Below are 25,893 nucleotides of genomic sequence, written 5' to 3' on the forward strand. Positions count from 1 at the left end.
CCTGGTCTGGGCCCGAGGGCGGTGACCACCCTCGGTGGTCACCGCCCTCGGAGGTGGACGTGGGTCAGCGGCGAAGACGCAGGGCGTCGGTCATGATGCCGAACAGCTCGGTGTTGTCCAGCGTCCTGCTCATCGCACTGCTGCCGGGGCCGTAGGAGTAGATCGGCACATCGGCACCCGTGTGGTTGCCGGAGAGGTAGGTCAGCCAGAGGCTCGCCTCCGGTGAGCCGTCCTGGACGTCCGCGGCGTCGTCGGCGGTGCGGAAGGTCGCGGGCGCGAAGTTGCCCGCGTTGCCCGCGCCTGCACCGTTGACCGGCCCGGTGGAGCGTGCCGGGTCCAGGGTGCTGCGCTGGGTGCGGCTCGGGGCGGAGTTGTTCGCGGTGTTGCCGCTGTCCACGTTGCTCGGCGGGGTGAGCGCTTCGGCGTTGGTGAACGTGCCCTTCTCGATGATGTTGAAGCCGGCGCACTCGTGGTCGGCGGTGACGATCACCAGGGTGTTGCGGTCACGCTCGGCGAAGTCCAGGGCGACGGCGACGGCGTCGTCGAAGGCCTTGATCTCCTCGAGGGTCTGGGCTGCGTCGTTGGCGTGGGAGCGCTTGTCGATCAGCGCGCCCTCGACCTGGAGGAAGAAGCCCTTGCCCGCGCTCTTGGCCTTCTCCTTGCCCTTGAGGTTCTTCTTGCCGTCCACGAGCACGTCGATGGCCTTGCTGGTCATCTCCGAGAGGGAGGGCTCGGCGGCCTGGACCGCCGTCGGGTTGTCCTGCTTGGTCTTCTCGACGGTGAGGTTGCCGGTGTTGAACAGGCCGAACACCTTCGCGCCCGAGGCCGCCTGCAGGTCGTCCCTCGTCGCGGGGACCTTGTCGGTGATGGATCCGAGCACCGAGTAGCCCTGCGCCTGCAGCGCCTGCTCGTCCGCGGCGTCGAACCGGCCGAGGCCGCCGCCGAAGATCACGTCGGCCGTCCCGTTCCGCGCGATCTGCTTCGCCACGGGTGTCACCCGGATGTCATCGGTGGCCAGTGCGGCCCCGGAGACCTCGGTGTTCTGGCAGGACGCGGCGGAGTAGACCGGCCCCTGGCAGCCGCGCGCCAGCACATGGCTCATCTGCCCGGCCGGGGTGGCATCGGTGATCTCGGCGGTGGACACGTTCCCGGTCCGGTACCCGGCCTGCTTGGCCAGCTCCATGGCCGTGGGAACCACCTGGCCCTTCGCGTCCACGCCCAGGGCCGCGTTGTAGCTCTTCACACCCGAGGACCACGCGGTGGCCGACGACGCCGAGTCCGTCACGAGGTTCGGCACGAAGTCCGCCTCGCCCGGCTGCCCCGAGTTCTCCTCCACCGCGTACGTCTTCACGTAGCCCTGGGAGGGCAGCGTCTCCATGGTCAGCAGGCCGGCGGCGCCCTCGAACCGCTCGCGTCCGGCGGTGACGTGCGTGCGTCCCATGCCGTCGCCGACCAGCAGGATGACGTTCTGGGCACGGCCCCGGTCCGACTTGTTGACGTCGGCCGGCACGTTCGCCAGCGCGGGGCCGGCCGCACCCCCGGCAGCCATGGTGGCGAGCAGTGCACCAGCAAGTGTCGCCGAGGCGAGCACCGGAATTTTCCTACGCATGTGGTCCTCCGAAGATACGTCCCTGAGTGATGAGCGCCGCCCCCGCGTAGCGCACATCACACGGTAGGCAGCGGGGGTGCAGTCCGGATGGCGTGGAGGATGAGCGGGATGACATTCGGGTGAACACTCGGTGTCGAGAACTCGAAGGCTCAAGCTTCCCGGCCACCGTCCGGTGCAGCGGTGCTCGATGACCATGCACCGGCATCGGGGGCGGGCGACCGCCGTCGTCGCTCCGTGGTGCTCAGCCGAGCTCGACCTTGAACCCGCGGTGCGAACCTGCGAAGCCCAGGCGCTCGTAGAAGCGGTGGGCGTCCTTCCGTGCTTCGTGCGAGGTGAGCTGCACCAGGCACGCGCCCACCGCGGGTGCCGCTTCCGCCGTCACCCAGCGCATCACCGCGGTGCCGATCCCGCCCGACCTGTGCGCGCTGTGGACCCGCACCGCCTCCACGAGCAGCCGGGTGGCACCACGGCGCGCCAGGCCCGGGATGCGGGTCAGCTGCAGCATGGCCACCGGGGTGCCGGCGTGGTCGGCCGCCACGAGGAGATCGTCGGACGCGTTCTGCAGCACCTCGAGCAGCGCGGGCCGGTACGCCTCGGGAGCATCGGCGTCCTCCCTGCCGGCACCGAAGGGGTCGTCGGCCAGCAGGGAGACGAGCGCCGGAAGGTCGTCCTCCGTGGCGCGCCGCAGCGTGACGGACCTCTCGGGGGTCCGCAGGGTGGTGGGCAGGTCGAGATCGGTCAGCATGGCCCCAGCTTCCCATCCGGTGGGTGCGGGATGTACCTCGAACCGGAATAGGCGCCCCGGGTGCACCGGTTATACGGACACACCAGTCCCCGACGACAAGGATCCACCGTGACCACGGTCTACGCCCTACACGAGAACCCGGAGTGGTTCCCGCCCTTCGCCCGCGCCTTCGAGGCCGAGGGGGTCGAGGTGGTCGAATGGCTCCTCACCGACGGCGTGCTGGATCTCGATTCCGTGCCTCCCGAGGGCATCTTCTGGTCGCGGATCAGCGCCTCGGCGCACACCCGGGACCACGGACTGTCCAAGGACTACGCACGCTCCGTGCTCTCCTGGCTGGAGGCGCACGGGCGCCGGACGGTCAACGGGCGCCGCGTCCTGGAGCTGGAGATGAGCAAGGTGGACCAGCTCACCGCGTTGAAGGCGGCCGGCATCGACATCCCGCGCACGGTGGCCGCGGTGGGACGTGAGCGGATCGTCGAGGCCGCTTCCGGTTTCGCGACGCCGTTCATCGTGAAGCACAACCAGGGCGGCAAGGGTCTCGGGGTCAGGAAGTTCGAGTCCCACGAGGAGCTCGCCGCCTACGTGGCCTCGTCCGAGTTCGAGGAGCCCGCGGACGGCATCACCCTGGTGCAGGAGTTCATCCAGGCCGCCGAACCGTTCATCACCCGCGCGGAGATCGTGGGCGGGAGGTTCGTCTACGCCATCACGGCCGACACCGCGCGCGGCGGGTTCCAGCTGTGCCCGGCGGACGCGTGCGCGATCGACCCGGAGACCGGCAAGCCGATCATGCCTCCCGGGGCCACGATCGCCCCCGAACCCGATCAGCAGCTGTTCGCCCTGCGGGAGGGCTTCGACTCGCCCGTCATCGCCCGCTTCGAGGAGTTCGCCCGGCGCAACGACCTGGAGGTGTGCGGGATCGAGTTCATCGAGACCGCCGACGGCCGTGTGTTGACCTACGACGTCAACACGAACACCAACTACAACGCCGCCGTCGAGGCGGTGGCGCCGAAATCCGCGCCCCGCGAGCTGGTCCGGTACCTGGCAACCCTCGGGTGAGACGGCGACGTCGCCCGCCCGGTCCGGTGTCGTTCGGCGTCGCCCGCCGGGTGTACCGAGGGGACAGTAATGACCGCGGATCGCCCTCACGAGTGGTGATGTGTGCCCTTTCGGCGTGGGGGTGGTGCGGGACGGGACGAGGACGACGACGTCGTCGCCTGCTCGCTCGCCCGACTACCCGGTCCCGTTCGTCCGATCGCCTACTCGCCCGTCCGGTCCGGCACCGTTCGCCGTCGCGCAGTGCCCGCCGGGAGCGCCAAGGGGACAGTAATGACGGCGGATCGCCCTCGCGAGTGGTGATGTGTGCCCTCTCGTCGTGTAGGTGGAGCGGGACGGGATGACAGGGACGACGTCGTCGTCTGCCTGCCTATTCGGTCCCGCTCGCCTACTCGCCCGCCTAGTTTGGTCCCGTTCGCTGTCGCGCAGTGTCGCTGCGTGCGCCGAGGGGACAGTAATAACGGCGGATCGACCTCACGAGTGGTGATGTGTGCCCTCTCGGCGCGGGAGAGGGGCGCGGGACGACGAGGAACCACCGCCGACGTCGCCTGCCTGCGGTAGCGTGCTGCTACCGCGCCGGGACGGACGGCCGGACGCATCGGAACGAGGAGGACGGACGCGATGTCGCGCTTCACGAAGGACGGCAAGGTCAAGCAGGACATCATCCCGAGTACGCTCCAGCGCTCGGAGGAGAAGGCGCAGGACACGTTCGCGGCCACCCTGGACGCCGCGGAGGAGCAGTACGGCGACGGCGAGCGGGCGCACCGTACGGCCTTCGCCTCGCTCAAGCACGGGTTCGAGAAGGTGGGGGACCACTGGGAGGCCAAGGAGGAGAGGGGGCCGTCCGACGACCAGGCGGCACGGAGCGGCAAGAACACCGGGCCGACGGCGGGCGGTGTGGACGCGAGGGCCTCGAAGCGGCATCTCTACGACCTGGCGAAGAAGCTCGACGTGCCGGGACGTTCGTCCATGACGAAGGACGAACTCGTCGACGCACTGCAGAAGGCGAACGACCGGGAGACCCGGAAGGCGCGAGAGGGATGATGCATTACGCAACAGAAGTATTTTCTAATTGACGGTTCATTAGGTTAGCCTTACTTCTATCCGTCCCGGCCCGTCCGGTCCAGAAGTCCCGGCCCGTCCGGCTCAGAAGTCAAGGACCCCCATGTCCCCCTCGCGTCTCCGCAGCCTCGCGGCTGTCGCTGCGATCGCAGCACTGTCCCTCTCCGCATGCTCCACCGGCCCCGCCGGTACGAACCCGGCTCCGGTGGGGGACAGTACCGCATCGGCCGATCCGGATGCGTTCCCGGTGACCATCGAGCACGCCTTCGGTGAGACGACCCTCTCCGAGCGGCCCGAGCGCGTGGCCACGGTGTCCTGGTCCAATGCGGACGTGGCCCTGGCCCTCGGGGTGGTGCCCGTGGGCATGCCGATCGACTCCTATGGCGGCAACGAGAACGGGTCCACCCCCTGGAAGGACACGAAACTCGAGGAGCTCGGGGCGGCGATCGGCTCGGAGGACGCACCGGTGCAGTACTCCGAGGCCGACGGGATCCCCTTCGAGGACATCGCGGCCACGGATCCGGACGTGATCCTGGCCGCGTACTCCGGGTTGTCGCAGGAGGACTACGACACCCTCAGCCGGATCGCCCCGGTGATCGCCTACCCGGAGCTGCCCTACGGGACGGCCTGGCAGGACTCCACCCGCATGATCGGTGAGGCGCTCGGACTGTCCGACGACGCCGAGCAGCTGGTGGCGGACACCGAGCAGGCCGTGACGGACGCCGCCGCGGAGTACCCGCAGCTCGAGGGCACCACCTTCATCTACGGGAACCTCGACCCCGCCGGCGCCCAGGGTGTGAACATCTACACCGCCAACGACAACCGTCCTCGGTTCCTCAGTGAGCTGGGCATGGTGCAGGCGGACGTGGTCACCGAGAACACCGCCGGGTCCGAGGAGTTCTTCATCCCGTGGTCCGCCGAGCGGGCCGACGAGCTGGACTCGGAGATCTTCGTGACCTGGGTCCCGGACGAGTCCACCAAGGAGGCCATCGCCGAGGACCCCCTGCTCGGACAGATCCCCGCCGTGCGGAACGGGGCCCTGGTGGCCGACAGCGACAACACGCTGACCCTCTCCATCTCCGCGGCCGACCCGCTGAGCCTGCCCTGGGCGCTCGACCGGTTCCTGCCGATGCTCGCGGAAGCCGCGGACGCGCCGTCCTGACCCGCGTTGCCTTCGGCGGGTATCTCGGCTGGAATGGAGAGGGACCGACGCTCGACCGATGAAGGGAACCTCGATGGACCAGGCTGAGATCAAGAAACTCCAGGACGCCACCGCCTGGGACAGCAGGGGCAAGAAGCTGGGCGAGGTGAACCACGTGCACCTCGAGAACGAGTCCGGTATCCCCGCCTGGATCACCGTGTCCCTGGGGCTCCTGAACACCCGCAGGCACTACATCCCGCTGGCGGACTCCCGCTTCGAGGGCGAGGACCTCCACGTGGCCTGGACGAGGGACCAGATCACCGATTCCCCGACCACGATCAGTGACATGGAGCTGACCCCGGCCGAGGAGTCGGGGTTGATCGACTACTACCGGCTGCGGGGCGACACCACCTCGGTCTGAGCGGTCCGGCAGACGAAGAAGGCCCCCGTCCACGACGCCGGACGGGGGCCTTCTCATGGGCGAAGGATCAGAACATCTGGAAGATTCCCACGATGTTGCCGATAATGAAGATCAGGACCAGGATCACGATCAGCCCCACCACGCCGATGACGAGGGTGGGTACGGCCTTCGAGGGGGCCTTGTCCTCGCTCCGTCCCTGTTGCCATGTGGTACTGGCTTCCGACGGCGGGGTCTCGCCCGGCGGTACTCCACCTCCGGGCTCGAGCCCCGTGACGTTGCCGTCCGCCGGATCGGGGTTGGCCGCATTCACCGGGTCGTCCCCTGGGTTGACGTTCTCCGGGGTGCGTTCACTCATGCTGTCCTCCACGTGGTTGGCCGGGTGATTCTCCCGCCAGCCTACCCCGGGAACTCGTCAGCAAGCTTAGTGATCCGTGACGGGTTCCGGTGTTGCGCTCACTGCCCCAGACCTGCAGTGCTTCCACCCGTGGGGTCGAACCGCTGACCAGCCGCACTGTGTGCGTCGTCGCCGTCGGACCCCGGGCCGTCCGTCTCCGGATCGGCCGCGCCGTCCGGTGCGGTACCCGAGGTCGTAGCGGCTTGCTCCCGGGGCGTCCACGACATCGTGATGTTCACGCCCTCCTCGGTCTCCTCGACGTAGACGTGGAGATCCTCGCCGATCAACGCCTCGTGGTGGACCGTGTCCCCGGCCTCCCGTGCCATCTCCGTGAGGCGGGTGATCGCCACCGACATCGCGCGCCCCCAGTCCTGCGGGTGCTTGCTCGTCGAATCCTCCGTCGCGGTGAACTTCTTGTCGGTCGTCGCCATCGTCATCCCTGCCGTCGAGAAAGAGGTAAGTACCCTTGCCATTCGGATGACTGCAACCTTAGCAGTGGGTCACACCGCGGGCCACGTGAGATGCCGGACCGGGGAGTACGGCTCCGATGCGGTGACACGTGGGTCCGGGTGGATCCGTTCAGGTCCGCAGGGCGGCCCTCGCCGCGTGGCCGATCACGGCGCTGTAGGTCGGGTACGCGAACTTGACCCGCGCCAGGGTGGCCAGGTCCGTCCCGGCTGCCATGGCCGAGGCCACGGCCGTGATCACCTCCACCGCGTTCTCACCCACCGCGTGTGCTCCGAGGATGAGCTCGCGGTGGCGATCGGTGACCAGTTTGAGGAAGCCCTGCTCGCGGTCGTCGATGATCGGCCGTTCCACCGCCGAGTAGGGCACCATCACGGCATGGCACTCACTGTCGCGTTCGCGTGCCTTCGCCTCGGTGAGGCCCACCCCCGAGTAGTCCGGATCAGTGAAGCCGCCCTCCGGCAGCAGGTGGTGAGGCGTGGTGCGGGTGGCCCCGAGCACGGCGTTCTCCGCTGCGGTCTCGCCCTCGAACACCGCGGCCTGCACCAGCATGCTGGTGCCGTTGGCATCCCCCGCCACGAAGATGTGCGCCACGTTGGAGCGCAGGTAGTCGTCCACGGGGATGAAGGATCTCGAGGTCCGGACCCCGGCCGCCTCGAGCCCGAGGCCCTCCAGGTTGGCCGGCCACCCCGCCGCCATGATCACCGTGTCCACGGAGCGCGAGAAGGCCTCGCCGTCGCCCCGCCACGCGAGCGTGTGACCCCCGCCGTCCTCCCTGATGCTGTCGATCCCGCCGATCCCGGTCTCCACCTGCACGCCCTTGCCGCGGAAGCTCGCGGTGACTGCACGGGCCACGTCCTCGTCCTCCGTCATCAGGATCCGCGGGGCGAGATCGAGCAGGAGGACCTCGGATCCCAGGGCGTCGAAGATGGTGGTCAGCTGTGCGCCCGTGTGCCCGCCGCCGATGATCGCCACCGTGCCCGGGAGCCGCTCGAGGGACAGGACCTCGTGGGGGAGGACGGCGAGCTCCGCGCCCTCGATGGGGAGCCGGCGACCGCTCCCGCCGATGCACAGGATGATCGACGCCGCCGTGATCTCGCGACCGTCCACCAGGACGGAGTGCTCACCCGTGAGCTCGGCGTCGCCCTCGATCAGCTCGATGTCGAGGCGGTCCATGGTGGACCCGTACTCCTTGGCCGCGAGGACCCTCGCCACGGTGGCACGGACGCGCTGCACCGTCTTGTCCCAGTCCACGGCGGGTTCGGCGACGGCGATCCCGTAGTCGTAGGCCGTACGGACCTCCCGGAACAGGCGGGCCGTCTTCGCGAGCACGCGGGTGGGCACGCACCCGGAGTTCACGCAGGTACCGCCCAGTGCCGAGCGCTCGACGACGGCGGTGCGGGCGCCGAGTTCGGCCGCACGGGTGGCGGCCGCCATCCCGGCGGGTCCACCACCGATCACGAGGACGTCGAACGTATGGTCCATGGGGCACTCCTTCGATGGCCGGGGGGTGGTCCAATCCTCTCCCGCTCGCCGGGTGCCCACAACGGGTGGTACCGGCCACGACGGCGACTGTGAGTATGCTGCCGCTGCGCCTAGGATCGGGACTCGGGTTTCTGGAGGGACGATGCACATGACCGGTGGTGCCGTGGAGCAGCCGCGCTACACACTCACGGACGACGGCGCCTTCCTGCGCCTGAGCTGGGCGGCGGGTGTCACCATGGGTGAGGACGACGTCCGCTCGACGATCGCCGCGGTGACCGCGGCCTCCCCGGGGGGCAGGCGGCCCCTCCTCGTGAACATCGGTCTGGTGGAGGCCATCACCGCCACGGCCCGCAGCATCCTGATCGAGGACACCTGCTCGTCCCGCACCGCGGTGGTGGGCGTCGACGAGATGGGGAAGGTGCTGACCGCCTTCAACTACCGTGCGGTGACGCCCAGCAGGTACTTCACCGACGAGGCGACGGCTCTCGAGTGGCTGATGCAGGCGCCGGACCCGACCGACCAGGACCACGGGACCGCTGCGGCGGACGCCTTCGACGTGTGGCTGGACAACGAGCTCGTGGTGGTGGAGTGGGGTGTCGGTGCGCAGGTCACCGTCCCGGTCGCCGAGGCGGTGGTACGGGCGGTCGAGGAGCTCAGCGGCGGTACGCGATTCCCCCTGCTGTCACTGAGCAGATCTCCGGTCCCCTTCACGGAGGATGCCATCGAGATCATCATGAGGTGGCTGGACGTCACGGCGCTCGCGCTCGTGGGCATCGAGGAGGACGGCGCCATCGCGGCCTACTACCGGCAGCTCCGGAAGCCCCTGTACGCCGTCGGCTACTTCGGCACCGTGGCCGAGGCCCGGCGATGGCTCGCCCGGGCCTCCCCGGCCTAGTCCCGCCGCCATGTGAAGCCACCTCCCGGGCTCCGCGCGTCGTCCCGGGATCCTCCCGCCACCCGGGCCGCCCGTGATGCCCGCCCGTGATGCCCGCCCGTGGTGCAACGCACGGTCGCTGCGTGTCCGCCGTGACCACGCGCCCCGGTTCGGAGTCCGACCGGGCACTCTGGGAAGCTGGAGGCATGGAAGCACTGCTCCACACCCTCCAGCCCCTCGCCGCCGTCCTCGGCGCCGTCCTCGTCGCGCTCGTCCTCGTCTGGTGCGCCCGTCGCCTGGTGCACCGGGTGCTGCGGGCCACGCCGGAGGTCCAGCTCGTCACCCGCAAGGCCAGTAACCCCGCGCGCCTCGTGCTGGCCGCGCTGGGTGCACGCATAGCCCTGGGCCAGACGGCCGCCGGGGAGCCCTGGGCGGCCGTGGTGGACTACGCGCTGGTCCTGCTGCTGATCGGTTCGCTCGCCTGGTTCCTCGCCGTGGTGCTCGTCATCGTCGAGACGGTGGTCCTCTCCCGGTACGCGGCGGTCGCGCGCGACACCCGGCGGCTGAAGCGCCTCGAGACGCAGATCGTCCTGGCCCGGCGTATCGGGGTGGCGCTGGTCATCACCCTGGCGGTGGCCTCCGTGCTGCTGACCATCGACGAGGTCCGGGCGCTCGGTGCCGGACTCCTCGCCTCCGCCGGTCTCATCTCGATCGTCGCCGGGCTCGCGGTGCAGAGCTCCCTCAGCAACGTCTTCGCCGGTGTCCAACTGGCCTTCACGGGAGCCATCCGGGTGGACGACGTCGTGGTGGTGGAGGAATCGATGGGGACGATCGAGGAGATCACCCTCACCTACGTGGTGGTGCAGGTCTGGGACGAACGCCGTATCATCCTGCCCTCCACCTACTTCACCAGCACGCCCTTCGAGAACTGGACCCGCCGCCGGTCCGAGCTCCTCGGGACCGTGGAGCTCGACCTCGACTGGCACGCTCCCGTCGCGGCGCTCAGGGAGCACCTCGACGGGATCCTGCAGAACTCGCCCCTGTGGGACGGCCGTACCGGGTCCCTCCAGGTGACGGGTGCCGTGGACGGCGTGGTCCGTGTGCGGATCCTCGTCAGCGCCGCCGACAGTGGTTCCCTCTGGGACCTGCGGTGCCAGATCCGCGAGTCCATGGTCGGCCACCTCCAGGACGCGTACCCGGACGCCCTCCCGCGGCAGCGCTGGGAATCCGTGTCCTCGCCCCTTCCTCCACCCGCGGAGCGCTGACCAGGATGCGCCACGACATCAGGGAGACGCCCACGGATGGTGTTACCCAGTAGGCTGAGGCGCGGCGGTCTTCTCACCCGCCATGCCGCCGGTTCTGGTCCGACCGGTGTGGACACTCATTCGAACAGGTAGTGGCATGAGCATGGGGATGCAGAGCGTCGCGGCGAAACTGGCAGGTCTTCCTCCGGCGATCCTCCATGTGGTCTTCGCCCTCGCGCTGATCGTCGCCGGCCTGACAGGTCGCGTCACCAATCTGGAAGCCTCCGGCCTGGCCCTGGTCTGGCCCGCAGCCGGAGCCAGCTTCCTCTGGGGGCTCTGGGCGCTGCGGACCCGTGGCGATTTCCTCCTGGCGCTCGCCGTCACCGTACCGCTCATCACCCTGGTCAACCACCTCACCGGTCTCGATCTGCTGCTCTCGGCCGCCGTCGCCGTCGGGAACACGGTCCAGACCGCCGTGGCCACCCAGCTGTTCCGGAAGCTCGTACCGGATCTCACCGTGCGGACGGTGGGTGAGTTCTTCCGGCTGGGAGTCACGGCGCTCGTCTCCTGCACCGTCGGCGCGCTGTTCCTCGTGGCAGGGAGCGCCGTGGACGGCATGGCCGAACCCTTCGCGGTGTTCATCCCCTGGCTCGTGCGCCACTCCGTCTCGCTGACCGCTCTGGGAGCCCTCGGCATCGTGCTGGTGACATACCTCCGTTCGGCGAGCAGGTACGAGCCGCGAGCCGCACTCACCAGGCCGCAGATCGTCGAATACGCGGCGCTCGCAGTGACCTCAGCCGTGGTGTACACCGCCACGTTCGGCTCCAGCGTCGCCCTGCCGATCGCCTACACCACCATCCCCGCCCACATGTGGGCGGGACTCCGGCTGAAATCCGGCTGGGCCATGGTGTACGGGGTGGCCTGCGGGGCGTTCCTCGTCTTCTTCACCCTGCGTGACCTCGGGCCCTTCCAGGACCTGGCGGACGACACCGCCGCCTACGTGGCGCAGTCCTTCATGTTCATCGCCTTCTCGCTCTCCGCCGTCCTCGCCCTGAGCATGGACGAGCGACGACGGTTGATCGACCGGCTGTCCGCGGCGAACCAGGAGGCCCAGGCCTCCGCCGAGCTCCGCGACCTCGTGATCTCCAAGATGAACGACGGCGTGTTCGTGGCGGGCCCGGACCAGCGCCTGCTGTTCCAGAACGCGACGAGCGCTCGCTGGCTGGGCCCCGTGGGGGCGCCCGGCACGGGTCTGTTCCAGGGCCTGGAGGTCTCCACGAGTGACGGCAGGCCTCTGGAGGACCACGACAACCCGCTCCTCCTGGCGCTCCGGGGTGTGGTGACGGAGCGGATGGACCTGGACGTCGGTGACGGTTCGGGCAGGCTGCTCCATCTCTCCGTGGATGCCGTCCCGCTGCCCGGAGGCCGGGGTGCGGTCGTGGTGGCCCGCAATGTCACGAACGAGCGGGTGCAGCAGCGGGACCTCAGCCGGTTCGCCTCCGTGGTGGCCCATGACCTCCTCACGCCCCTCACCGTGTTCGACGGCTGGCTGGAGCTACTGGAGGACCCGGACCTCCCGGTGGCCGAGCAGCAGGCCAGCATCGAGCGTCTGCAGCAGGCCAGTCGACGCATGCGGGCACAGATCCGCAACCTCCTGGCCTACAGCCTGGCCAAGGAGGAGAAGGTCATCGCCGCGCGGCTGGACGTCGAGGTGGTGGTGCAGGGCATCATCGATCTGCGGACGGCACTCCCGGGGACGCAGTCGGCTCCCGTCCGCTTCACGGTGGATGCACCACATCCCGTGTACGCGGACGAACGGCTCTTCCTCCAGCTCATGGAGAACCTCGTGGGCAACGCGATGAAGTACGGGCGCGTTGACGGCACGGGGGAGGTGACCGTCACCACGTCGGTGGACGAGGCGAGCGGCAGGACGCTCGTGCACGTGGCGGACAACGGCATCGGCATCCCGGAGGCGGACCTGGATCGCGTCTTCGAGGAGTTCCACCGCTCGGAGAACGGGCTGCGGCAGGCCACGGGAACCGGGCTGGGACTCGCCATCTGCCGCCGCATCGCCGAGAGCCACGGGGGAGCGATCAGCGTGCGGAATCGTGCGACGGGTGGGGCGCAGTTCACCGTGTGCCTCCCGGGGGGGCCGGAGCAGCGGCCCGAGGGCGTACCCCTGGTGGATGCCCTGCAGCCCACCCTTCCGGCCGCCCGCAGCTGATCAGCCGCGCCCGACCCCTACCGCGGGTACAGCTTCGGGGATCCGGACCTGCCCCTGCCGGACCGCAGTCCGGAGAGGACGGCGGCCATCGCCCCGCGTGAGGAGTGCCGGGCCTCCCAGCCCAGTTCCGTGCGGGCCCTCGTGGTGTCCATGACCGGGCTCAGGGCGGCCATGTCGATCCACCCCGGGTCCGTGCGCTGGATCCCCAGGCTCCAGCTCACGGCCACGAGTGCCCGGAGGGGCGCGACGGGGATGGTCAGGACCCGGCGGGCCCCCAGCAGGTCCGCCACCCGGGCCGGAGTGAACTCCGGTTCGGCGGCGATGTTGAAGGCGCCCGAGGCGCGGCGTGCCACCACGCGCCAGTAGGCATCCGCGACGTCCTCGGCATGCACCGCCTGGAAGATGAAGGCACCGGGGACCGGGAGGAGCGGTAGGGGGACACGGCCCAGGGGGAACTTTGGCACCAGCGGACCCAGGAAGTAGCGGCCGATCTCGCTGCCGGCCTGCTCCTGGAAGATCAGGCCGGGGCGCAGCCGGGCCACCCGGATCTCGGGGTGTGCCTGCTCGAAGGTGTCCAGCAGGCGCTCCTGCTCAGCCTTGTGCCGGCTGTAGTGCGAGGACCCGATGCCTCTCGTGGGCCAGCTCTCGTCCTTCCGTACGTCCTTGTCCGACGGCGAGTAGGCGCCCACGGAGGAGGCGCAGACCACGTGCCCCACGCCTGCTGCGGCGGCGGCGCCGAGCACATTGGCGGTACCGGTGACGTTGGTGCGGGGCATCGCGGCCTCGTCGCGGTTCGGCTGGATGGCCCAGGCGAGGTGGATCACGGCGTCCACACCGGTGAGCGTGAGCGTCAATTCTTCCCGGCCGGCGTCCGTGCCGATGTCGATCCCGTACCACTCGACGCCGTCGTACGGTTCCTTCGAGGTGTCCGGGACGGTGCGGGCGACGCCGGTGATCGAGATTCCACCGGTGTCCTCCGCGGTGTCGTACCCTGATCGCTGGATCGCCTCGCGATCACGGGCGGCGCGCCGGAGACGTGCGAGGACTGCGGTGCCGACATTTCCGGTGGCTCCGATGACAGCGATTCTCATGAGTTCTCCTGAAGGGTGGGTGGCCGCTGTGGCCGGACGACGCTGGACTACTAAGTAACCTTATGGTGCAGTGGAGCGAGACGACAGAAATATTCAGGACCCGGGGGACCGTCCGGGGGCCGGACCAGGAGACATGCATGAGCAGCACCGACAAGCACAAGAGCAGCCCGCAGAGCGAGGCGGGCAAGAAGGCGAAGAACGCCCCCGACCCCAACGATCCGCGGAAGCCGGACGGCCCGTCGGAGGTCAGGAAGCCTGCCTGGAAGTACGTGTTCAAGCGGACGGTGGCCGAGTTCGGCAAGGACAAGTGCACCGATCTCGCCGCGGGTCTGACGTACTACGCCGTCCTCGCGATCTTCCCGGGCATCCTGGCCCTGCTCTCGCTCCTCGGACTCTTCGGACAGGCGCAATCCACCACCGATGCGGTGCTGGACATCATCGGCGAATTCGCGCCTCCCGAGGCCATCAGTACGCTCGAGGGCCCGATCGCGAACCTCGCCGCCAACCAGGCCGCCGGTCTGACGTTCGTGATCGGTCTCGTCGGTGCCATCTGGTCCGCCTCCGGATACGTCAACGCGTTCTCCCGCGCCATGAATCGGGTGTACGAGGTGGAGGAGGGGCGCCCCTTCATCAAGCTGCGCCCGCAGATGCTCCTGGTCACCGTCGTGGTGCTGATCCTCATCGTGATCATGGGTCTCCTGCTGGTGCTCACCGGCCCGGTGGCCCAGGCCGTGGGCGATGCCATCGGCATCGGCTCGACGGCGGTGATGATCTGGGACATCGCCAAGTGGCCCGTCATGGTGTTCTTCGCCGTGCTGATGATCGCCACCCTCTACTACGGCACGCCCAACATCCAGCAGCCCAAGTTCCGCTGGATGAGTCTCGGTGGCTTCATCGCCCTCCTGGTGCTTGCCATCACCACGGCCGGGTTCTCGCTGTACGTCGCGAACTCCGACAGCTACCAGGCCACCTACGGCGCCATCGCCGGCGTGGTCATCCTCCTCCTGTGGATCTGGCTGGCCAACCTCTCGTTGCTCTTCGGGGCCGAGTTCGACGCCGAGATGGAGCGCGGCCGCCAGCTGCAGGGCGGCATCGAGGCTGAGGACACCATCCAGCTGCCTCCCCGCGATACGAAGGCCGCGGAGAAGACGCACGAGAAGCAGCTCGCACTCGTCAACGACGGCCGCGAGCTGCGCGAGAAGTACGAGCGGGAGTCGATGAACAGCTGATCCTGCATCTCTCACCATGGAAGGCCCGGACACTCAGGTGTCCGGGCCTTCCGTCGGTCCGCGGTCCTAGACTGGCACCATGTCCGACACACAGCAGTCAGCTGACTCAGCGCACAGCACCAAGGGTTCGTACGTGACCTCCGGCCAGGAGTTCAACCGCGACAGCCAGTACATCCAGACGCGGATCACGCGCGACGCCGTGGACGGTTTCCCGGTGGAGGCGGGCCGCTACCGGCTCATCGCCGCCCGCGCCTGCCCCTGGGCCAACCGCACCATCATCGTGCGGCGCCTCCTCGGGCTCGAGGACGCGATCTCCCTCGGCACCCCCGGCCCCACCCACGACAGCCGGTCCTGGACCTTCGACCTGGACCCGGACGGCCGCGACCCGGTGCTCGGGATCGAGCGGCTGCAGGAGGCGTTCTTCAAGCGGGACCCCGACTACTCCCGCGGCATCACCGTCCCGGCCGTCGTGGACACCACCACCGGCGCCGTGGTCACCAACGACTTCCCCCGGATCACCCTGGACTTCTCGAGCGAGTGGAAGGAGTTCCAGCGCGAGGGCGCACCGGAGCTCTACCCGGAAGCGCTCCGTGAGGAGATCGACACCGTGAACAAGCGGGTGTTCACCGAGGTGAACAACGGCGTGTACCGCTGCGGGTTCGCCGGGTCGCAGGAGGCGTACGAGGCCGCCTACGACCGCTTGTTCACGGCGCTGGACTGGCTCGAGGACCGCCTGAGCGCGCAGCGGTTCCTGGTGGGGGACACCATCACCGAGGCCGACGTCCGCCTGTTCACCACGCTGGTGAGGTTCGACGCCGTCTACCACGGGCACTTCAAGTGCAACCGGAACAAGCTCACGGAGATGCCCGCACTCTGGGGCTACGCACGCGACCTGTTCCAGACACCGGGCTTCGGCGACACGATCGACTTCGAGCAGATCAAGCAGCACTACTACATCGTGCACGAGGACATCAATCCCACGGGGATCGTCCCCAAGGGCCCCGATCTGTCCGGCTGGACCACCTCCCACGGGCGGGAGTCCCTCGGCGGGCGGCCTTTCGGGAACGGTACGGCGCCCGCAGCGGTCTGACCGGGTGCTCCGCAGGCCCGGCGACCGCCGTGGCAGCGGGAGTCACCGAGTGGTGATTAGCGAACGAACTCGTTTCCTAATCATCGGAAGCCTAGGCTAGCCTTACCTCAGACCGATCGTCCGGCTGAGGAGGCACCATGGCAGTCCAGGCCTCCGCCCTGCATCCGCCGCGCGCCACGGCGATCCCGGTCCGTCCCCGCCGGGTGCGTACCCGCCTGCCGGGGAAGCTCGCCCTCACGGCTCTCGTCCTGCTCGCCTGCTGCGTGGCGTCGCTCACCATCGGTGCCCGCCCGATCAGCCCCGCCACCATGCTCCAGGCCCTCACGGCCTTCGACCCCTCCGACGGCGACCACGCCGTGGTGCTCTCACGCATTCCCCGGACGGTGATCGGACTCCTCGTCGGGGCGGCCCGCGCGACGGCGGGCGCGGCCCTGCAGGGTGTGGCCCGCACCCCGCTGGCCGATCCCGGGATCCTCGGGATCAATGCGGGGGCGGCGCTCGCCGTGGTGGCGGGCATCTACCTCTTCGGCGTCCAGGGGGCCTCCGGGTACATCTGGTTCGCCTTCGCCGGGGCGGGTGGCGCCGCCCTCGTGGTCTACGCCGTCGCGAGCCTGGGACGGGAGGGGGCCACCCCGGTCAAGCTCGCGCTGGCCGGCGCGGCGCTCGCCGCGGGCCTCGCGAGCCTGACCAACGGGGTCCTCGTGTCCAGCGAGGAGACCCTGGACCGTTTCCGGTTCTGGCAGGTGGGCACGCTCTCCGGTCGCGGCTGGGACGTCATCGGGACGGTCCTGCCGTTCATCGTGGTGGGTCTGCTCCTGACCCTGGCCCCCGGCCGGATCCTCAACGGACTGGCCCTCGGGGACGACGTCGCCCGCGGTCTCGGCCCGCGTGTGGGTCCCGCCCGCGCCGTCACGGCTCTCGGCGTCGTCCTCCTCTGCGGCGCTGCCCCGGCGGCCGCCGGACCCATCGCGTTCGTGGGGCTCGTGATCCCGCACCTGGTGCGCCTGGTGGTCGGCGCGGACTACCGCTGGATCCTCCCGTTCTCCGCCCTGCTCGGTCCGGTACTGCTCCTCGGCGCGGATGTCCTGGGGCGCGTGATCCTGCCTCCCGGAGAGGTCCAGGTGGGTGTGATGACGGCGGTGGTGGGCGCGCCGGTGTTCATCTGGCTCGTGCGGCGCCGGACGTCGGTGCAGCTGTGACCGAGGCCCCGGAGCGGACATCCACCACGCCACTGCCCGCTCCCGCTCCGGATTCCACGGCGCTCCTGGTCCGCGCGCGCTCCCGGAACCGCCGCAGGACCACCGCGTGCCTGGCGCTGGTGGCCGGTCTCGCGGTGATCCTGTTCGCCTGCAACGTGCTGCTCGGCTCCTACACGGTGACCGTCCCCGACTTCTTCCGCATCCTCGGGGGTGCCGACATCCCCGGGGCCAGGTTCATCGTGCTCGAGAGCAAACTGCCCCGCACCGTGATCGGTCTGCTGATCGGCGTCGCCTTCGGGATCGCCGGTGCCGTCTTCCAGACGATGCTGCGCAACCCGCTCGCGAGCCCGGACGTCATCGGCATCAGTTACGGTGCCAGCGCCTCCGCGGTCACCGCGATCGTGCTCTTCGGTGCGGCAGGGGGGGGGGTGTCGGTCGCGGCGCTGATCGGTGGTCTGGTGGTGGCCGCCGCCATCTACCTGATCTCCCGGCGCGGGGGAGTGGCCGGCTACCGGTTGATCCTCGTCGGCATCGGCTTCGGTGCCGTGCTCCACGCACTCGTCAGCTTCCTCATCACCCGCACCGATCTCCGTACGGCGTCGCAGGCGGTGCTCTGGCTCAACGGATCGCTCAACTCCAGCACCTGGGACCGCGTCACCGTGCTGGTGGCGGCCCTCGTGGTCCTCCTGCCGGCCATCGCACTGCTCGCACGCACCCTGCACGGACTGGAACTGGGCGACGACGCCGCCGCGGGTCTCGGTCTGCGCGTGGAGGCGTCACGGCTGGGTCTGCTCTCCACCGCCGTGGCCCTCGCCGCGTTCGCCACCGCCGCTGCCGGGCCCGTGGCCTCCGTGGCCTTCCTGTCCGGGCCGATCGCGCGCCGGATCCTCGGGCGGCCCTCGCTCATGCTGGCCGGCTGGGTGGGTGCCGTGATCGTGCTCGGCGCGGATTTCGTCGCCTCGAACCTCGTCCCCGGGACCTCCCTGCCCGTGGGTGTGGTGACCGGGGCCCTCGGCGCACCGTTCCTGTTGTGGCTGCTGGCCACGGCGAACCGCTCGGGCCAGGGGGGTGGATGATGGCGGAGAACCGGGACCTGCGGCAGCACACGCTCGCGGCGGTGGACCTCACGCTGGCCTACGACGAGCGCACGGTGGTGGAGGAGCTGTCTCTGGAGCTGCCCGCCGGCCGGATCACGGTGATCGTGGGCGCGAACGCCTGCGGGAAGTCCACGCTGCTGCGCGGGCTCGCGCGCCTGCTCAAGCCCGCCCGTGGCGCGGTGGTGCTGGACGGCTCGGACATCCACACGCAGTCCACCAAGTCGGTGGCCCGGGTGCTGGGGCTCCTGCCCCAGACGCCGACGGCGCCGGACGGCATCAGCGTGGCGGACCTCGTGGGCCGCGGGCGGTACCCCCACCAGGGCTGGTTCCGCCAGTGGACGCCGGAGGACGACGCCGCCGTCGCCGGCGCGCTGGAAGCCACCGACACACTGGGTCTCGCCGAGCGCACCGTGGACGAGCTCAGCGGCGGGCAGCGCCAGCGGGTGTGGATCGCGATGGCCCTGGCGCAGCAGACCGGGATCCTGCTGCTGGACGAGCCCACCACCTTCCTCGACGTAACGCACCAGATCGAGGTCCTGGACCTCATCACGGACCTCAACCGGCGTGCAGGCACCACGGTGGTCATGGTGCTGCACGATCTCAACCTCGCCGCACGGTACGCGGACCACCTGATCGCCATGCGGTCGGGCCGGATCGTGGCCGAGGGTGCACCCGCGGACGTGGTGACGCAGGAGACCGTCTCCGGGGTCTTCGGCCTGGACTGCCGCGTCATCGAGGACCCGGTGTCCGGTACCCCGATGGTGGTCCCCGTAGGCCGTCACCACGGGGCCCCGGACAGCCGACCCCAGCCCTCCCCGGGCGGCCACGAGGCCGCCCGGGGCTACCGACCCAACCCGCAGGACACCGTTCCTGCCCATGTGGAGGCAACATCATGACCCAGGTGACACAGCGAAGCGCCCGGCGGACGTCGTCGGACACCGAACCGATGGTGCTGGCGTTCGACGTCGTCGTCACGCGCGTCCAGCAGCTCGGCGCGAACTTCCGCCGCATCACCTTCGGTGGGGCCGGGCTGGAGGCCTTCGGCGTGGCAGGGGACACCCTGGACCTGCGGATCAAGGTGATCATCCCGTCCGCGGGCCGGCCGTGCCCGGACATCGCGTCGCTGATGCGGCGCGATGACGCCGGGAGCTGGTACCAGCTGTGGCTCGGGATGGACGCCGAGGAACGCGGCGCCATGCGCACCTACACCGTCCGGAACTCGCGCTGCAGGGGCGCCACTCCGGAGATCGACGTCGACTTCGTGCTGCACCTGGACGACGACGGTCGCGGGGGCCCCGCCGCCGAGTGGGCGGCAGCCGCCCGGCCCGGTGACGCCGTGTGCGTGATCGGCCCCAACGCGGCCGCGGCACAGTGCGCCACCGCGGGTGCCTACGGCGGGGGCGAAGGGCGCCCGGGCCTCGCGCAGCACGTGCTCCTCGCCGGTGCCGAGACGGCCGTCCCCGCCATCAGCTCCATCCTCGAGTCCCTCCCCGAGCACATCGGAGGCCATGCCTTCCTCGAGGTGCCCGACGCGCGGGACTTCCAGGACATCGCCACGCGCTCCTCGGTGACCGTCACCTGGCTCTCCCGGGGCGAGGCTGTCCACGGCGAGGCGCTGGACGCGGCGGTGCGCGACGCCGTCCGGGTACCCGGGTGGGTGTCCCTCGCGGGACCGGGCGGTGCGCAGGGTGGCACGGAACCCGAGGACGTGGACATCGACGGCACGATCCTCTGGGAGACCCCGCAGCGTCTCGAGGCCGCGGTGGTGCAGTCGACAGTCAACCCCGAGCGGCCCCCCGGTACCCAGCCCTTCTACGCCTGGATCGCGGGGGAGGCGGCCGTGGTGCGTGGGCTGCGCCGCTACCTCGTCCGCGACGTCGGCGTGGACCGCAAGCAGGTGGCCTTCATGGGGTACTGGCGGAAGGGCCGCGCCGAGCTCTCCTGACGCCGTCCCAGGACGCTGCGGCACAGCACCTGTGTGCACGTTGTCCACATGTCCTCGTATCCCGTGGGGTCCTGCCCCTGTGCTGCCTAGGGTTGGACGGGTCAGAGCTGGTTCCCGACCGGGCTCCTCCCGCCACCTCCGCGAGCGGCGCCCACCCGGGACGGGGGCGGACACTCGCGCCGTCCAGCGGTGAAGGGGTGTCGCTCTCCTGGAGAGAGGTGGGCGGCACATGCAGGTGGTTCCGACGGGACGGTCCACATCCGGACCCCGTCCAGCCGAGCGGGTCGATCTCGTCGGCGCACGGGAAGCGGGCGCTCAGCCCCCACGACGCCGCCGCCGGCGATGGCACCGGGGCGGGACACCCCGCGGGAGTGCAGCACTTCCGGGCGGAGGTCTGCTCGCCCTCGCGGGTCTGAGCCTCGGTGGGGCGCGCCCCGATGCCCCCGCCGCCCCTCTCGCCGGCCATGAAGTGTCGCCGGCCCTCGTCGTGGCCGAGACGCGTCCGGGAGCAGCGGTCGTCGCGGCGGCCGGGGTAACCATGCACCACCCCCTGGAGCCGGTGTACGCGCTGCATCCGCCTGCGGCGGAGGAAGCGGTCAGGGCTCTTTCCGTCGGGGCCGCTCCTGCTCCTCCCGCCGTGGTTCCCGCCGTTCACGCCGTGCCGGAGCCGTCCGTGCCTCCGACGCCCACTGTTCCTGCGCCGGAGGCGGCTCCTGTTCCTCCCGCTGCAGTCCCCGCCGTGGATCCTGTGCCCCCGGACGATCCCCTCGTGTTCGGACTGCCCGTGGCCGGAGCGGGTCCCACCTCTCTCTTCGGGTACCGCGTCAACCCGCTCGGAGGTGACGTCCCCGAGCTCCACACCGGCGTGGACTACGCCGGCGCCTGCGGTACCGGTGTGGTGGCGGCTGCCGCCGGGCAGGTGATCGAGTCGGGATGGCACGCCTACGGCGGCGGCCAGCGGATCGTGGTGGACCACGGAGGAGGGGTGCAGAGCACCTACAACCACCTGAGCGCGCTCGGCATCCCGGCCGGCACCCCGGTGCAGCGCGGCACCGTCCTCGGCGCGGTCGGCAGCACCGGGAACTCCACCGGCTGCCACCTCCACTTCGAGGTGCTGGTGGACGGCCAGAAGGTGGACCCCCTACCCCGGATGGTGCCGGCGGGGTGAGGGTCGTGCGGAGCATCCCCTCAGGGCAGTGGCTCGCTCACCACGGCCGGGTCCTTGTAGCCGAACGGCATCCGGAGCCTGAGGGAGTAGGGCTTGACCTCGAAGGTCAGGTGCTTCGCCTTGCCGAGGGGGTCGCCGTCGAGCTGCACCTCGAGCGGTTCCTCGAGGGTGACCTCCGCGGTGTGGCACTGGAAGTACTCCACCGAGGGATCCTTGCTCCTCCCCCGCGTGAAAAGGTTGCCCAGCACGCCGAGCCAGCCCAGTCTGCCCGAGGGCGCCACGGTCATGAGGTCCATGAGACCGTCGTCGATCTTGGCCCCCGGGAAGATCTCGAGCCCTCCCATGATCTTGCCGCAGTTGCCCCCCATGACACTGCGCAGATGCCGCTCGAAGGGCTCACCACCGTCCACCGACACCCGAACCCGGGTGGGCCTGCCCGGGAGATTCCGGATCCCGGCATCCACGTAGGCGAGCCAGCCCACCTTGTCCTTCAGATCGTCCCGGGTGTCCGACATGATCGCGGCGTCGAAACCGAGTCCCGCCATCACGAGGAAGACGTGGGAGGTGTCCGCCCGGTCCAGGGTCACGTGCACCACGTCGATCTTGCGCTCGGTCCCCCGGAACGCGGCGTCCACGGCGGCGCCCGGGTCGTCGACGGCGATGTCCAGGTTGCGGGCCAGGAGATTACCCGTTCCCAGCGGCACCAGGGCCATGAGGGTGTCGCTGCCCGCCAGCTCCTCGGCGACGCAGCGCACCGTGCCGTCCCCGCCCGCAGCGATCACGAGATCCACCCCGGCCTCAAGGGCCTGCCGGGCCTGCCCGCGCCCCGGGTCGTCCTCCGTGGTCTCGATCACCAGCGGGGTGTCCCAGCCGTCCTCCGCGGCGATCCGCTCCACCGCGCTCCGGACGTCGTCGGTGCCCGATTTGACGGGGTTGATGACGAGTGCCGCCCGACGGCCGCCCGACCCGGTGTCGGGTGCGCTCACAGGTTCCTCCGGTGCTGCTGCGGCCATCATGTCTTCCTCCGGCTCGGGTGGGTCTGTGTCTGAGGCGAGCTTATCCCGGGGGGTCCGTGCGCGAGGGTAATCTGTGGTCGGTGACCCCAGTACAGCGATACGTGGCCCTCGGTGACTCCTTCACGGAAGGGGTGGGTGATCCTGACCCGGGATCCCCCAACGGCGTGCGCGGGTGGGCGGACCGCGTGGCGGAGCAGCTCGTCCTCGCGGACCCGTCCTGGAGCTACGCGAACCTCGCCGTCCGCGGCAAGAAGATGCACCAGATCCTCGACGAGCAGATCGACGCCGCGCTCGCCCTCGAGCCGGGCATCGTGACGATCTACGCGGGCGCCAATGACATCCTGCGGCCCCGCGTGGACATCGACGGCCTGATGGCCGCGTACGACGACGGCGTGGGGCGGCTCCGGGACGCAGGGATCGACGTCGTGCTCTTCACCGGCTTCGACACCTCCGGTTCCGCCGTCTTCGGCAAGACCCGTGGGCGCACGGCCGTCTACAACGAGTGGGTGCGCGAGATCGCCGATGCGCGTTCGACGACGGTGGTGGACTACTGGCGGCTGCGGGAGTTCCAGGACTGGGGGTACTGGGACGTGGACCGGATGCACATGTCCACCGCCGGGCACACGCTCATGGCGGCGCGCGTGCTCGAGGCGATGAAGGCGTCCCACGCGATCGAGCTGCCCGAGCTGGAGACGCGCCCCGCGCTGAAGCGGGCGGACCAGTTGCGGGCCGACGCCCGGTGGGCGCGGGAGTACCTCAGCCCGTGGGTGGGGCGGCGGCTGCGCGGGGTCTCCTCGGGCGACGAGCTGTCGGCGAAGTACCCGGTACCGGGACACCCGTATCGGATCGGTGCGGGCTCAGACCAGCAGGGCGGTGCAGCCGGCACCACCTGATCCGGGTACCCACGGTTCCCCGGGCGGTCCCGGGGAACCGTGACCCGTGTGCCAGAATGAGCTGATGGAGGCGAACTGGCTCACACCCGACGAACGGCGGGCATGGCTGGCCCTCCAGGCCCTGACCTCGCTGCTGCCCGCCACCCTGGACACCTTCCTGTTCCGCGAGGCGCGGATCACGCTCTTCGACTACCACGTGCTGGCGATGCTCTCCGAGGCGGAGGGAACCAGATTGCCCATGAGTGAGCTCGCCGCGCGTTCCACGGCCTCGCTCTCGCGCCTGAGCCACGTGGTGAAGAAGCTCGAGGGCAGGGGGTGGGTGACCCGGCAGCCGTCCGACTCCGACGGCAGGGTGACCACGGCGGAATTGACCACCGAGGGTCTGGGGATGCTCACGGGCCTGGCCGTGGCCCACGTGACCCAGGTCCGCTCCACGGTGTTCGATCCGCTGGACGAGCAGGACGTCGCGGACCTCGAGCGGATCGGCCGCAGGATCCTCGGGAAGCTGGACAGCACGCACTGGATCCTCACCGACGACGATCCGGCCGCGACCCGTGCAGGTAACGGTTGACCGACCCGACAGGACGAGGAGCACCATGAGCCGGCAGATCCGATTCCGCCACCACCCGCGCATTCTCGCGATAGTCCTCGCCGGGGGAGCAGGAGGGAGGCTGGGGGCCCTCACCGATCACCGGGCGAAACCTGCGATGCCGCTCGGTGGCAGTTTCCGCCTGATCGACATCCCGCTCTCCAACCTGCTGCACAGCGGGATCTCGGACGTCTGGATCATGGAGCAGTACCAGCCCAAGACCATCAACGACCACCTCGCGAACGGCAGGCCCTGGGACCTGGACCGTACCCGTGGCGGACTGCTCGTCCTGCCGCCCTACAGCGGGCACGAGGGTGAGGGCTTCGCGGAGGGCAATGCGGACGGACTCCTCCGCCAGGTACCCTTCATCCGCGACTTCGACCCCGACCTGGTGCTGGTACTGAGCTCGGACCACCTCTACCGGTTGGACTTCCGCGACGTCGTCGACACCCACCTGCGGTCCGACGCCGCGCTGACCATGGTGACGGTCGATTTCGACGGTGACGCCTCGAGCCACGGGGTGGTGACGGTTGCGGAGGGCGGAGCGGTCACGGGGTTCGAGTACAAGCCGGAGAACCCGAGGACCAGCATCGTCTCGGCGGAGGGGTTCCTCTACACGGCGGACACACTCCTCGACGCCCTCACGCACCTGGAGGCCGAGCACGGGGGCATCGGTGACTACGGGGACCATCTCGTCCCGCACCTCGTGGAACAGGGTTCCGTGGTGGAGCACCGGCTCACCGGGTACTGGCGTGATCTCGGCACGCCCGCCAACTACCTCCGGGCGCACCTGGATCTCGTGGCGGGGAAGGGCCTGGACCTGGCCGATCCGGAGTGGCCCGTGCTCACCGAGCCGCCGCTGCTGGCTCCCGCCCTCGTGGCCGAGGGTGCCGTGGTGGCGGACGCCCTGATCGCCGCGGGGGCGGTGGTGCGCGGGACGGTCCGGCGGAGCGTGATCGGTGCCGGCGCGGTGGTGGAAGCGGGTTCGGTGGTGGAGGACTCGGTGCTGCTGGACGGCGTACGGGTACAGGAGGGCGCCGTGGTCCGCCACGCCGTCGTCGACTCCGGCGCCCGGCTGTCGGGCGAGAGCACAGGGGCAGGTCCGGACGATCCCGTGGTGGTGGGCAGGGACGGCAGGACGACCGGCTGACCCGTTTGGCACCGCCGAATCATGTCGGTAGTATGGTAAGGCGTTTGGCTGCAGCCGGTGCTGCCCGTTCTCAGGAGGGGTCAGGATCGGCCCGGCTACCCGTGACCACTGGAATTCAGGGCTGTGCCCGGCCGTCAGGCCGCGCACTGCCCGATCTTCACCGTCTTCCCCGCGGCGAGGCGCTTCGGCAGGTTCTCACCCTGCCAGGTAAACCTCCGGAAAGCTGCAGTAATAACGGTGTCATTACTGGTGGCGGGACGCTCGAGAGGTGATTCCGTCACATCCAACTGATCTGGAGGAGAGTTATGGCAGCCCACTGCCAAGTGACCGGAGCCGAGCCCGGCTTTGGACACAGCATTTCCCACTCGCACCGCCGCAACAAGCGCCGGTTCGACCCGAACATTCAGAAGAAGCGCTACTACGTGCCTTCCCTTCGCCGCAATGTCACGCTGCAGGTCTCGGCCCGCGGCATCAAGACCATCGACGTCCGTGGCATCGATGCGGTCGTCGCGTCGATCCTCGCGAGGGGAGTGAAGCTCTAGTGGCGAAGGACAAGGACGTACGTCCGATCATCAAGCTGAAGTCCACCGCGGGTACGGGCTATACCTACGTGACGCGCAAGAACCGGCGTAACGACCCCGACCGCATGGTCCTCATGAAGTACGACCCCAAGATCCGCAAGCATGTCGAATTCCGAGAGGAGCGCTAA

27 protein-coding genes are annotated in these 25,893 nt (G+C 69.8%); 19 read left to right on the plus strand and 8 right to left on the minus strand.

The window, feature by feature from the left end; all coding sequences use genetic code 11:
* Positions 1-64: 64 nt before the first annotated feature.
* Positions 65-1,609 (minus strand): alkaline phosphatase, encoded by a 1,545-nt coding sequence (locus tag AC792_RS12400; RefSeq protein ID WP_049830812.1) that lies wholly within the window; start codon positions 1,607-1,609, stop codon positions 65-67.
* A gap of 241 nt (positions 1,610-1,850) precedes the next feature.
* Positions 1,851-2,354 (minus strand): GNAT family N-acetyltransferase, encoded by a 504-nt coding sequence (locus tag AC792_RS12405; protein ID WP_049830813.1) that lies wholly within the window; start codon positions 2,352-2,354, stop codon positions 1,851-1,853.
* A 108-nt stretch (positions 2,355-2,462) separates the two neighbouring features.
* Here AC792_RS12405 and AC792_RS12410 point away from each other — a divergent pair, with 108 nt between their 5' ends.
* The 4 genes from AC792_RS12410 (at position 2,463) to AC792_RS12425 (ending at position 6,031) form a co-directional block, all read left to right on the plus strand.
* Positions 2,463-3,410, plus strand: coding sequence for an ATP-grasp domain-containing protein (locus AC792_RS12410; RefSeq protein WP_082177711.1), 948 nt, complete (start codon positions 2,463-2,465; stop codon positions 3,408-3,410).
* Positions 3,411-4,028: 618 nt separating this feature from the next.
* Entirely contained in the window at positions 4,029-4,451 is a 423-nt protein-coding gene (locus tag AC792_RS12415) for a ChaB family protein (RefSeq protein WP_049830815.1), read from the plus strand.
* 121 nt (positions 4,452-4,572) lie between these two features.
* Positions 4,573-5,631 (plus strand): iron-siderophore ABC transporter substrate-binding protein, encoded by a 1,059-nt coding sequence (locus tag AC792_RS12420; protein WP_049830816.1) that lies wholly within the window; start codon positions 4,573-4,575, stop codon positions 5,629-5,631.
* Between the two features lie 73 nt (positions 5,632-5,704).
* Positions 5,705-6,031 (plus strand): PRC-barrel domain-containing protein, encoded by a 327-nt coding sequence (locus tag AC792_RS12425; RefSeq protein ID WP_049830858.1) that lies wholly within the window; start codon positions 5,705-5,707, stop codon positions 6,029-6,031.
* Positions 6,032-6,098: 67 nt separating this feature from the next.
* Here the strand turns inward: AC792_RS12425 and AC792_RS12430 are convergent, their stop codons facing one another.
* The 3 genes from AC792_RS12430 to AC792_RS12440 all read right to left on the minus strand — a co-directional run bounded on the left by AC792_RS12430 (position 6,099) and on the right by AC792_RS12440 (position 8,375).
* On the minus strand, positions 6,099-6,386 hold the full coding sequence (locus AC792_RS12430; protein ID WP_235436712.1) for a DUF6480 family protein: 288 nt from the start codon (positions 6,384-6,386) through the stop codon (positions 6,099-6,101).
* Between the two features lie 98 nt (positions 6,387-6,484).
* Positions 6,485-6,856, minus strand: a complete 372-nt coding sequence (locus tag AC792_RS12435; protein ID WP_049830817.1) for a hypothetical protein — start codon at positions 6,854-6,856, stop codon at positions 6,485-6,487.
* Positions 6,857-7,004: 148 nt separating this feature from the next.
* Positions 7,005-8,375, minus strand: a complete 1,371-nt coding sequence (locus AC792_RS12440) for a dihydrolipoyl dehydrogenase family protein (protein WP_049830818.1) — start codon at positions 8,373-8,375, stop codon at positions 7,005-7,007.
* Between the two features lie 148 nt (positions 8,376-8,523).
* Here AC792_RS12440 and AC792_RS12445 point away from each other — a divergent pair, with 148 nt between their 5' ends.
* From AC792_RS12445 to AC792_RS12455, 3 genes are all read left to right on the plus strand, one after another.
* Positions 8,524-9,270, plus strand: coding sequence for a DUF7793 family protein (locus AC792_RS12445; protein WP_049830819.1), 747 nt, complete (start codon positions 8,524-8,526; stop codon positions 9,268-9,270).
* A gap of 185 nt (positions 9,271-9,455) precedes the next feature.
* The gene (locus AC792_RS12450) at positions 9,456-10,514 is read left to right on the plus strand and encodes a mechanosensitive ion channel family protein (RefSeq protein ID WP_049830820.1); all 1,059 of its coding nucleotides are present in this window, start codon (positions 9,456-9,458) and stop codon (positions 10,512-10,514) included.
* Between the two features lie 136 nt (positions 10,515-10,650).
* A complete protein-coding gene (locus AC792_RS12455; RefSeq protein ID WP_049830821.1) occupies positions 10,651-12,717 on the plus strand; it encodes a sensor histidine kinase in 2,067 nt (688 codons plus the stop codon).
* Between the two features lie 17 nt (positions 12,718-12,734).
* Here AC792_RS12455 and AC792_RS12460 read toward each other — a convergent pair whose 3' ends face one another.
* A complete protein-coding gene (locus AC792_RS12460) occupies positions 12,735-13,808 on the minus strand; it encodes an NAD-dependent epimerase/dehydratase family protein (protein WP_049830822.1) in 1,074 nt (357 codons plus the stop codon).
* Between the two features lie 137 nt (positions 13,809-13,945).
* Here AC792_RS12460 and AC792_RS12465 point away from each other — a divergent pair, with 137 nt between their 5' ends.
* The 7 genes from AC792_RS12465 (at position 13,946) to AC792_RS17545 (ending at position 21,536) form a co-directional block, all read left to right on the plus strand.
* A complete protein-coding gene (locus AC792_RS12465) occupies positions 13,946-15,037 on the plus strand; it encodes a YihY/virulence factor BrkB family protein (protein WP_049830823.1) in 1,092 nt (363 codons plus the stop codon).
* Between the two features lie 79 nt (positions 15,038-15,116).
* The gene (locus tag AC792_RS12470) at positions 15,117-16,127 is read left to right on the plus strand and encodes a glutathione S-transferase family protein (RefSeq protein ID WP_049830824.1); all 1,011 of its coding nucleotides are present in this window, start codon (positions 15,117-15,119) and stop codon (positions 16,125-16,127) included.
* 137 nt (positions 16,128-16,264) lie between these two features.
* Complete coding sequence (locus tag AC792_RS12475) at positions 16,265-17,326, plus strand: FecCD family ABC transporter permease (protein ID WP_049830825.1); 1,062 nt, start codon at positions 16,265-16,267, stop codon at positions 17,324-17,326.
* Positions 17,327-17,391: 65 nt separating this feature from the next.
* The gene (locus AC792_RS12480) at positions 17,392-18,402 is read left to right on the plus strand and encodes a FecCD family ABC transporter permease (protein WP_442853621.1); all 1,011 of its coding nucleotides are present in this window, start codon (positions 17,392-17,394) and stop codon (positions 18,400-18,402) included.
* Complete coding sequence (locus AC792_RS12485) at positions 18,399-19,319, plus strand: ABC transporter ATP-binding protein (protein WP_326948187.1); 921 nt, start codon at positions 18,399-18,401, stop codon at positions 19,317-19,319. The genes AC792_RS12480 and AC792_RS12485 overlap by 4 nt, the downstream gene beginning before the upstream one ends.
* Positions 19,316-20,368 (plus strand): siderophore-interacting protein, encoded by a 1,053-nt coding sequence (locus AC792_RS12490; protein ID WP_049830827.1) that lies wholly within the window; start codon positions 19,316-19,318, stop codon positions 20,366-20,368. Before AC792_RS12485 ends, AC792_RS12490 begins: the two co-directional genes overlap by 4 nt.
* Before the next feature lie 739 nt (positions 20,369-21,107).
* Positions 21,108-21,536, plus strand: coding sequence for a M23 family metallopeptidase (locus AC792_RS17545; protein ID WP_235436714.1), 429 nt, complete (start codon positions 21,108-21,110; stop codon positions 21,534-21,536).
* A 20-nt stretch (positions 21,537-21,556) separates the two neighbouring features.
* Here AC792_RS17545 and AC792_RS12500 read toward each other — a convergent pair whose 3' ends face one another.
* Positions 21,557-22,549, minus strand: coding sequence for a diacylglycerol/lipid kinase family protein (locus tag AC792_RS12500; protein ID WP_049830862.1), 993 nt, complete (start codon positions 22,547-22,549; stop codon positions 21,557-21,559).
* An 83-nt stretch (positions 22,550-22,632) separates the two neighbouring features.
* Here AC792_RS12500 and AC792_RS12505 point away from each other — a divergent pair, with 83 nt between their 5' ends.
* The 3 genes from AC792_RS12505 (at position 22,633) to AC792_RS12515 (ending at position 25,184) form a co-directional block, all read left to right on the plus strand.
* Positions 22,633-23,445, plus strand: a complete 813-nt coding sequence (locus AC792_RS12505; RefSeq protein WP_235436716.1) for an SGNH/GDSL hydrolase family protein — start codon at positions 22,633-22,635, stop codon at positions 23,443-23,445.
* A gap of 61 nt (positions 23,446-23,506) precedes the next feature.
* Complete coding sequence (locus AC792_RS12510) at positions 23,507-24,016, plus strand: MarR family winged helix-turn-helix transcriptional regulator (protein ID WP_049830863.1); 510 nt, start codon at positions 23,507-23,509, stop codon at positions 24,014-24,016.
* 25 nt (positions 24,017-24,041) lie between these two features.
* Positions 24,042-25,184 (plus strand): glucose-1-phosphate adenylyltransferase family protein, encoded by a 1,143-nt coding sequence (locus AC792_RS12515; RefSeq protein WP_049830828.1) that lies wholly within the window; start codon positions 24,042-24,044, stop codon positions 25,182-25,184.
* Between the two features lie 134 nt (positions 25,185-25,318).
* On the opposite strand, the gene AC792_RS17360 is transcribed toward AC792_RS12515, so the two are convergent.
* Positions 25,319-25,465, minus strand: coding sequence for a hypothetical protein (locus tag AC792_RS17360; RefSeq protein ID WP_160317644.1), 147 nt, complete (start codon positions 25,463-25,465; stop codon positions 25,319-25,321).
* A 24-nt stretch (positions 25,466-25,489) separates the two neighbouring features.
* Here AC792_RS17360 and rpmB point away from each other — a divergent pair, with 24 nt between their 5' ends.
* Both rpmB and rpmG read left to right on the plus strand, forming a co-directional pair.
* Complete coding sequence (gene rpmB / locus AC792_RS12520) at positions 25,490-25,726, plus strand: 50S ribosomal protein L28 (protein WP_043441573.1); 237 nt, start codon at positions 25,490-25,492, stop codon at positions 25,724-25,726.
* Positions 25,726-25,893: a 50S ribosomal protein L33 gene (rpmG, locus tag AC792_RS12525; RefSeq protein WP_019481734.1), complete on the plus strand. Its 168-nt coding sequence runs from the start codon at positions 25,726-25,728 to the stop codon at positions 25,891-25,893. The genes rpmB and rpmG overlap by 1 nt, the downstream gene beginning before the upstream one ends.

The sequence above is a fragment of the Arthrobacter sp. RIT-PI-e genome (assembly GCF_001187915.1).
Taxonomy (GTDB): domain Bacteria; phylum Actinomycetota; class Actinomycetes; order Actinomycetales; family Micrococcaceae; genus Arthrobacter_D.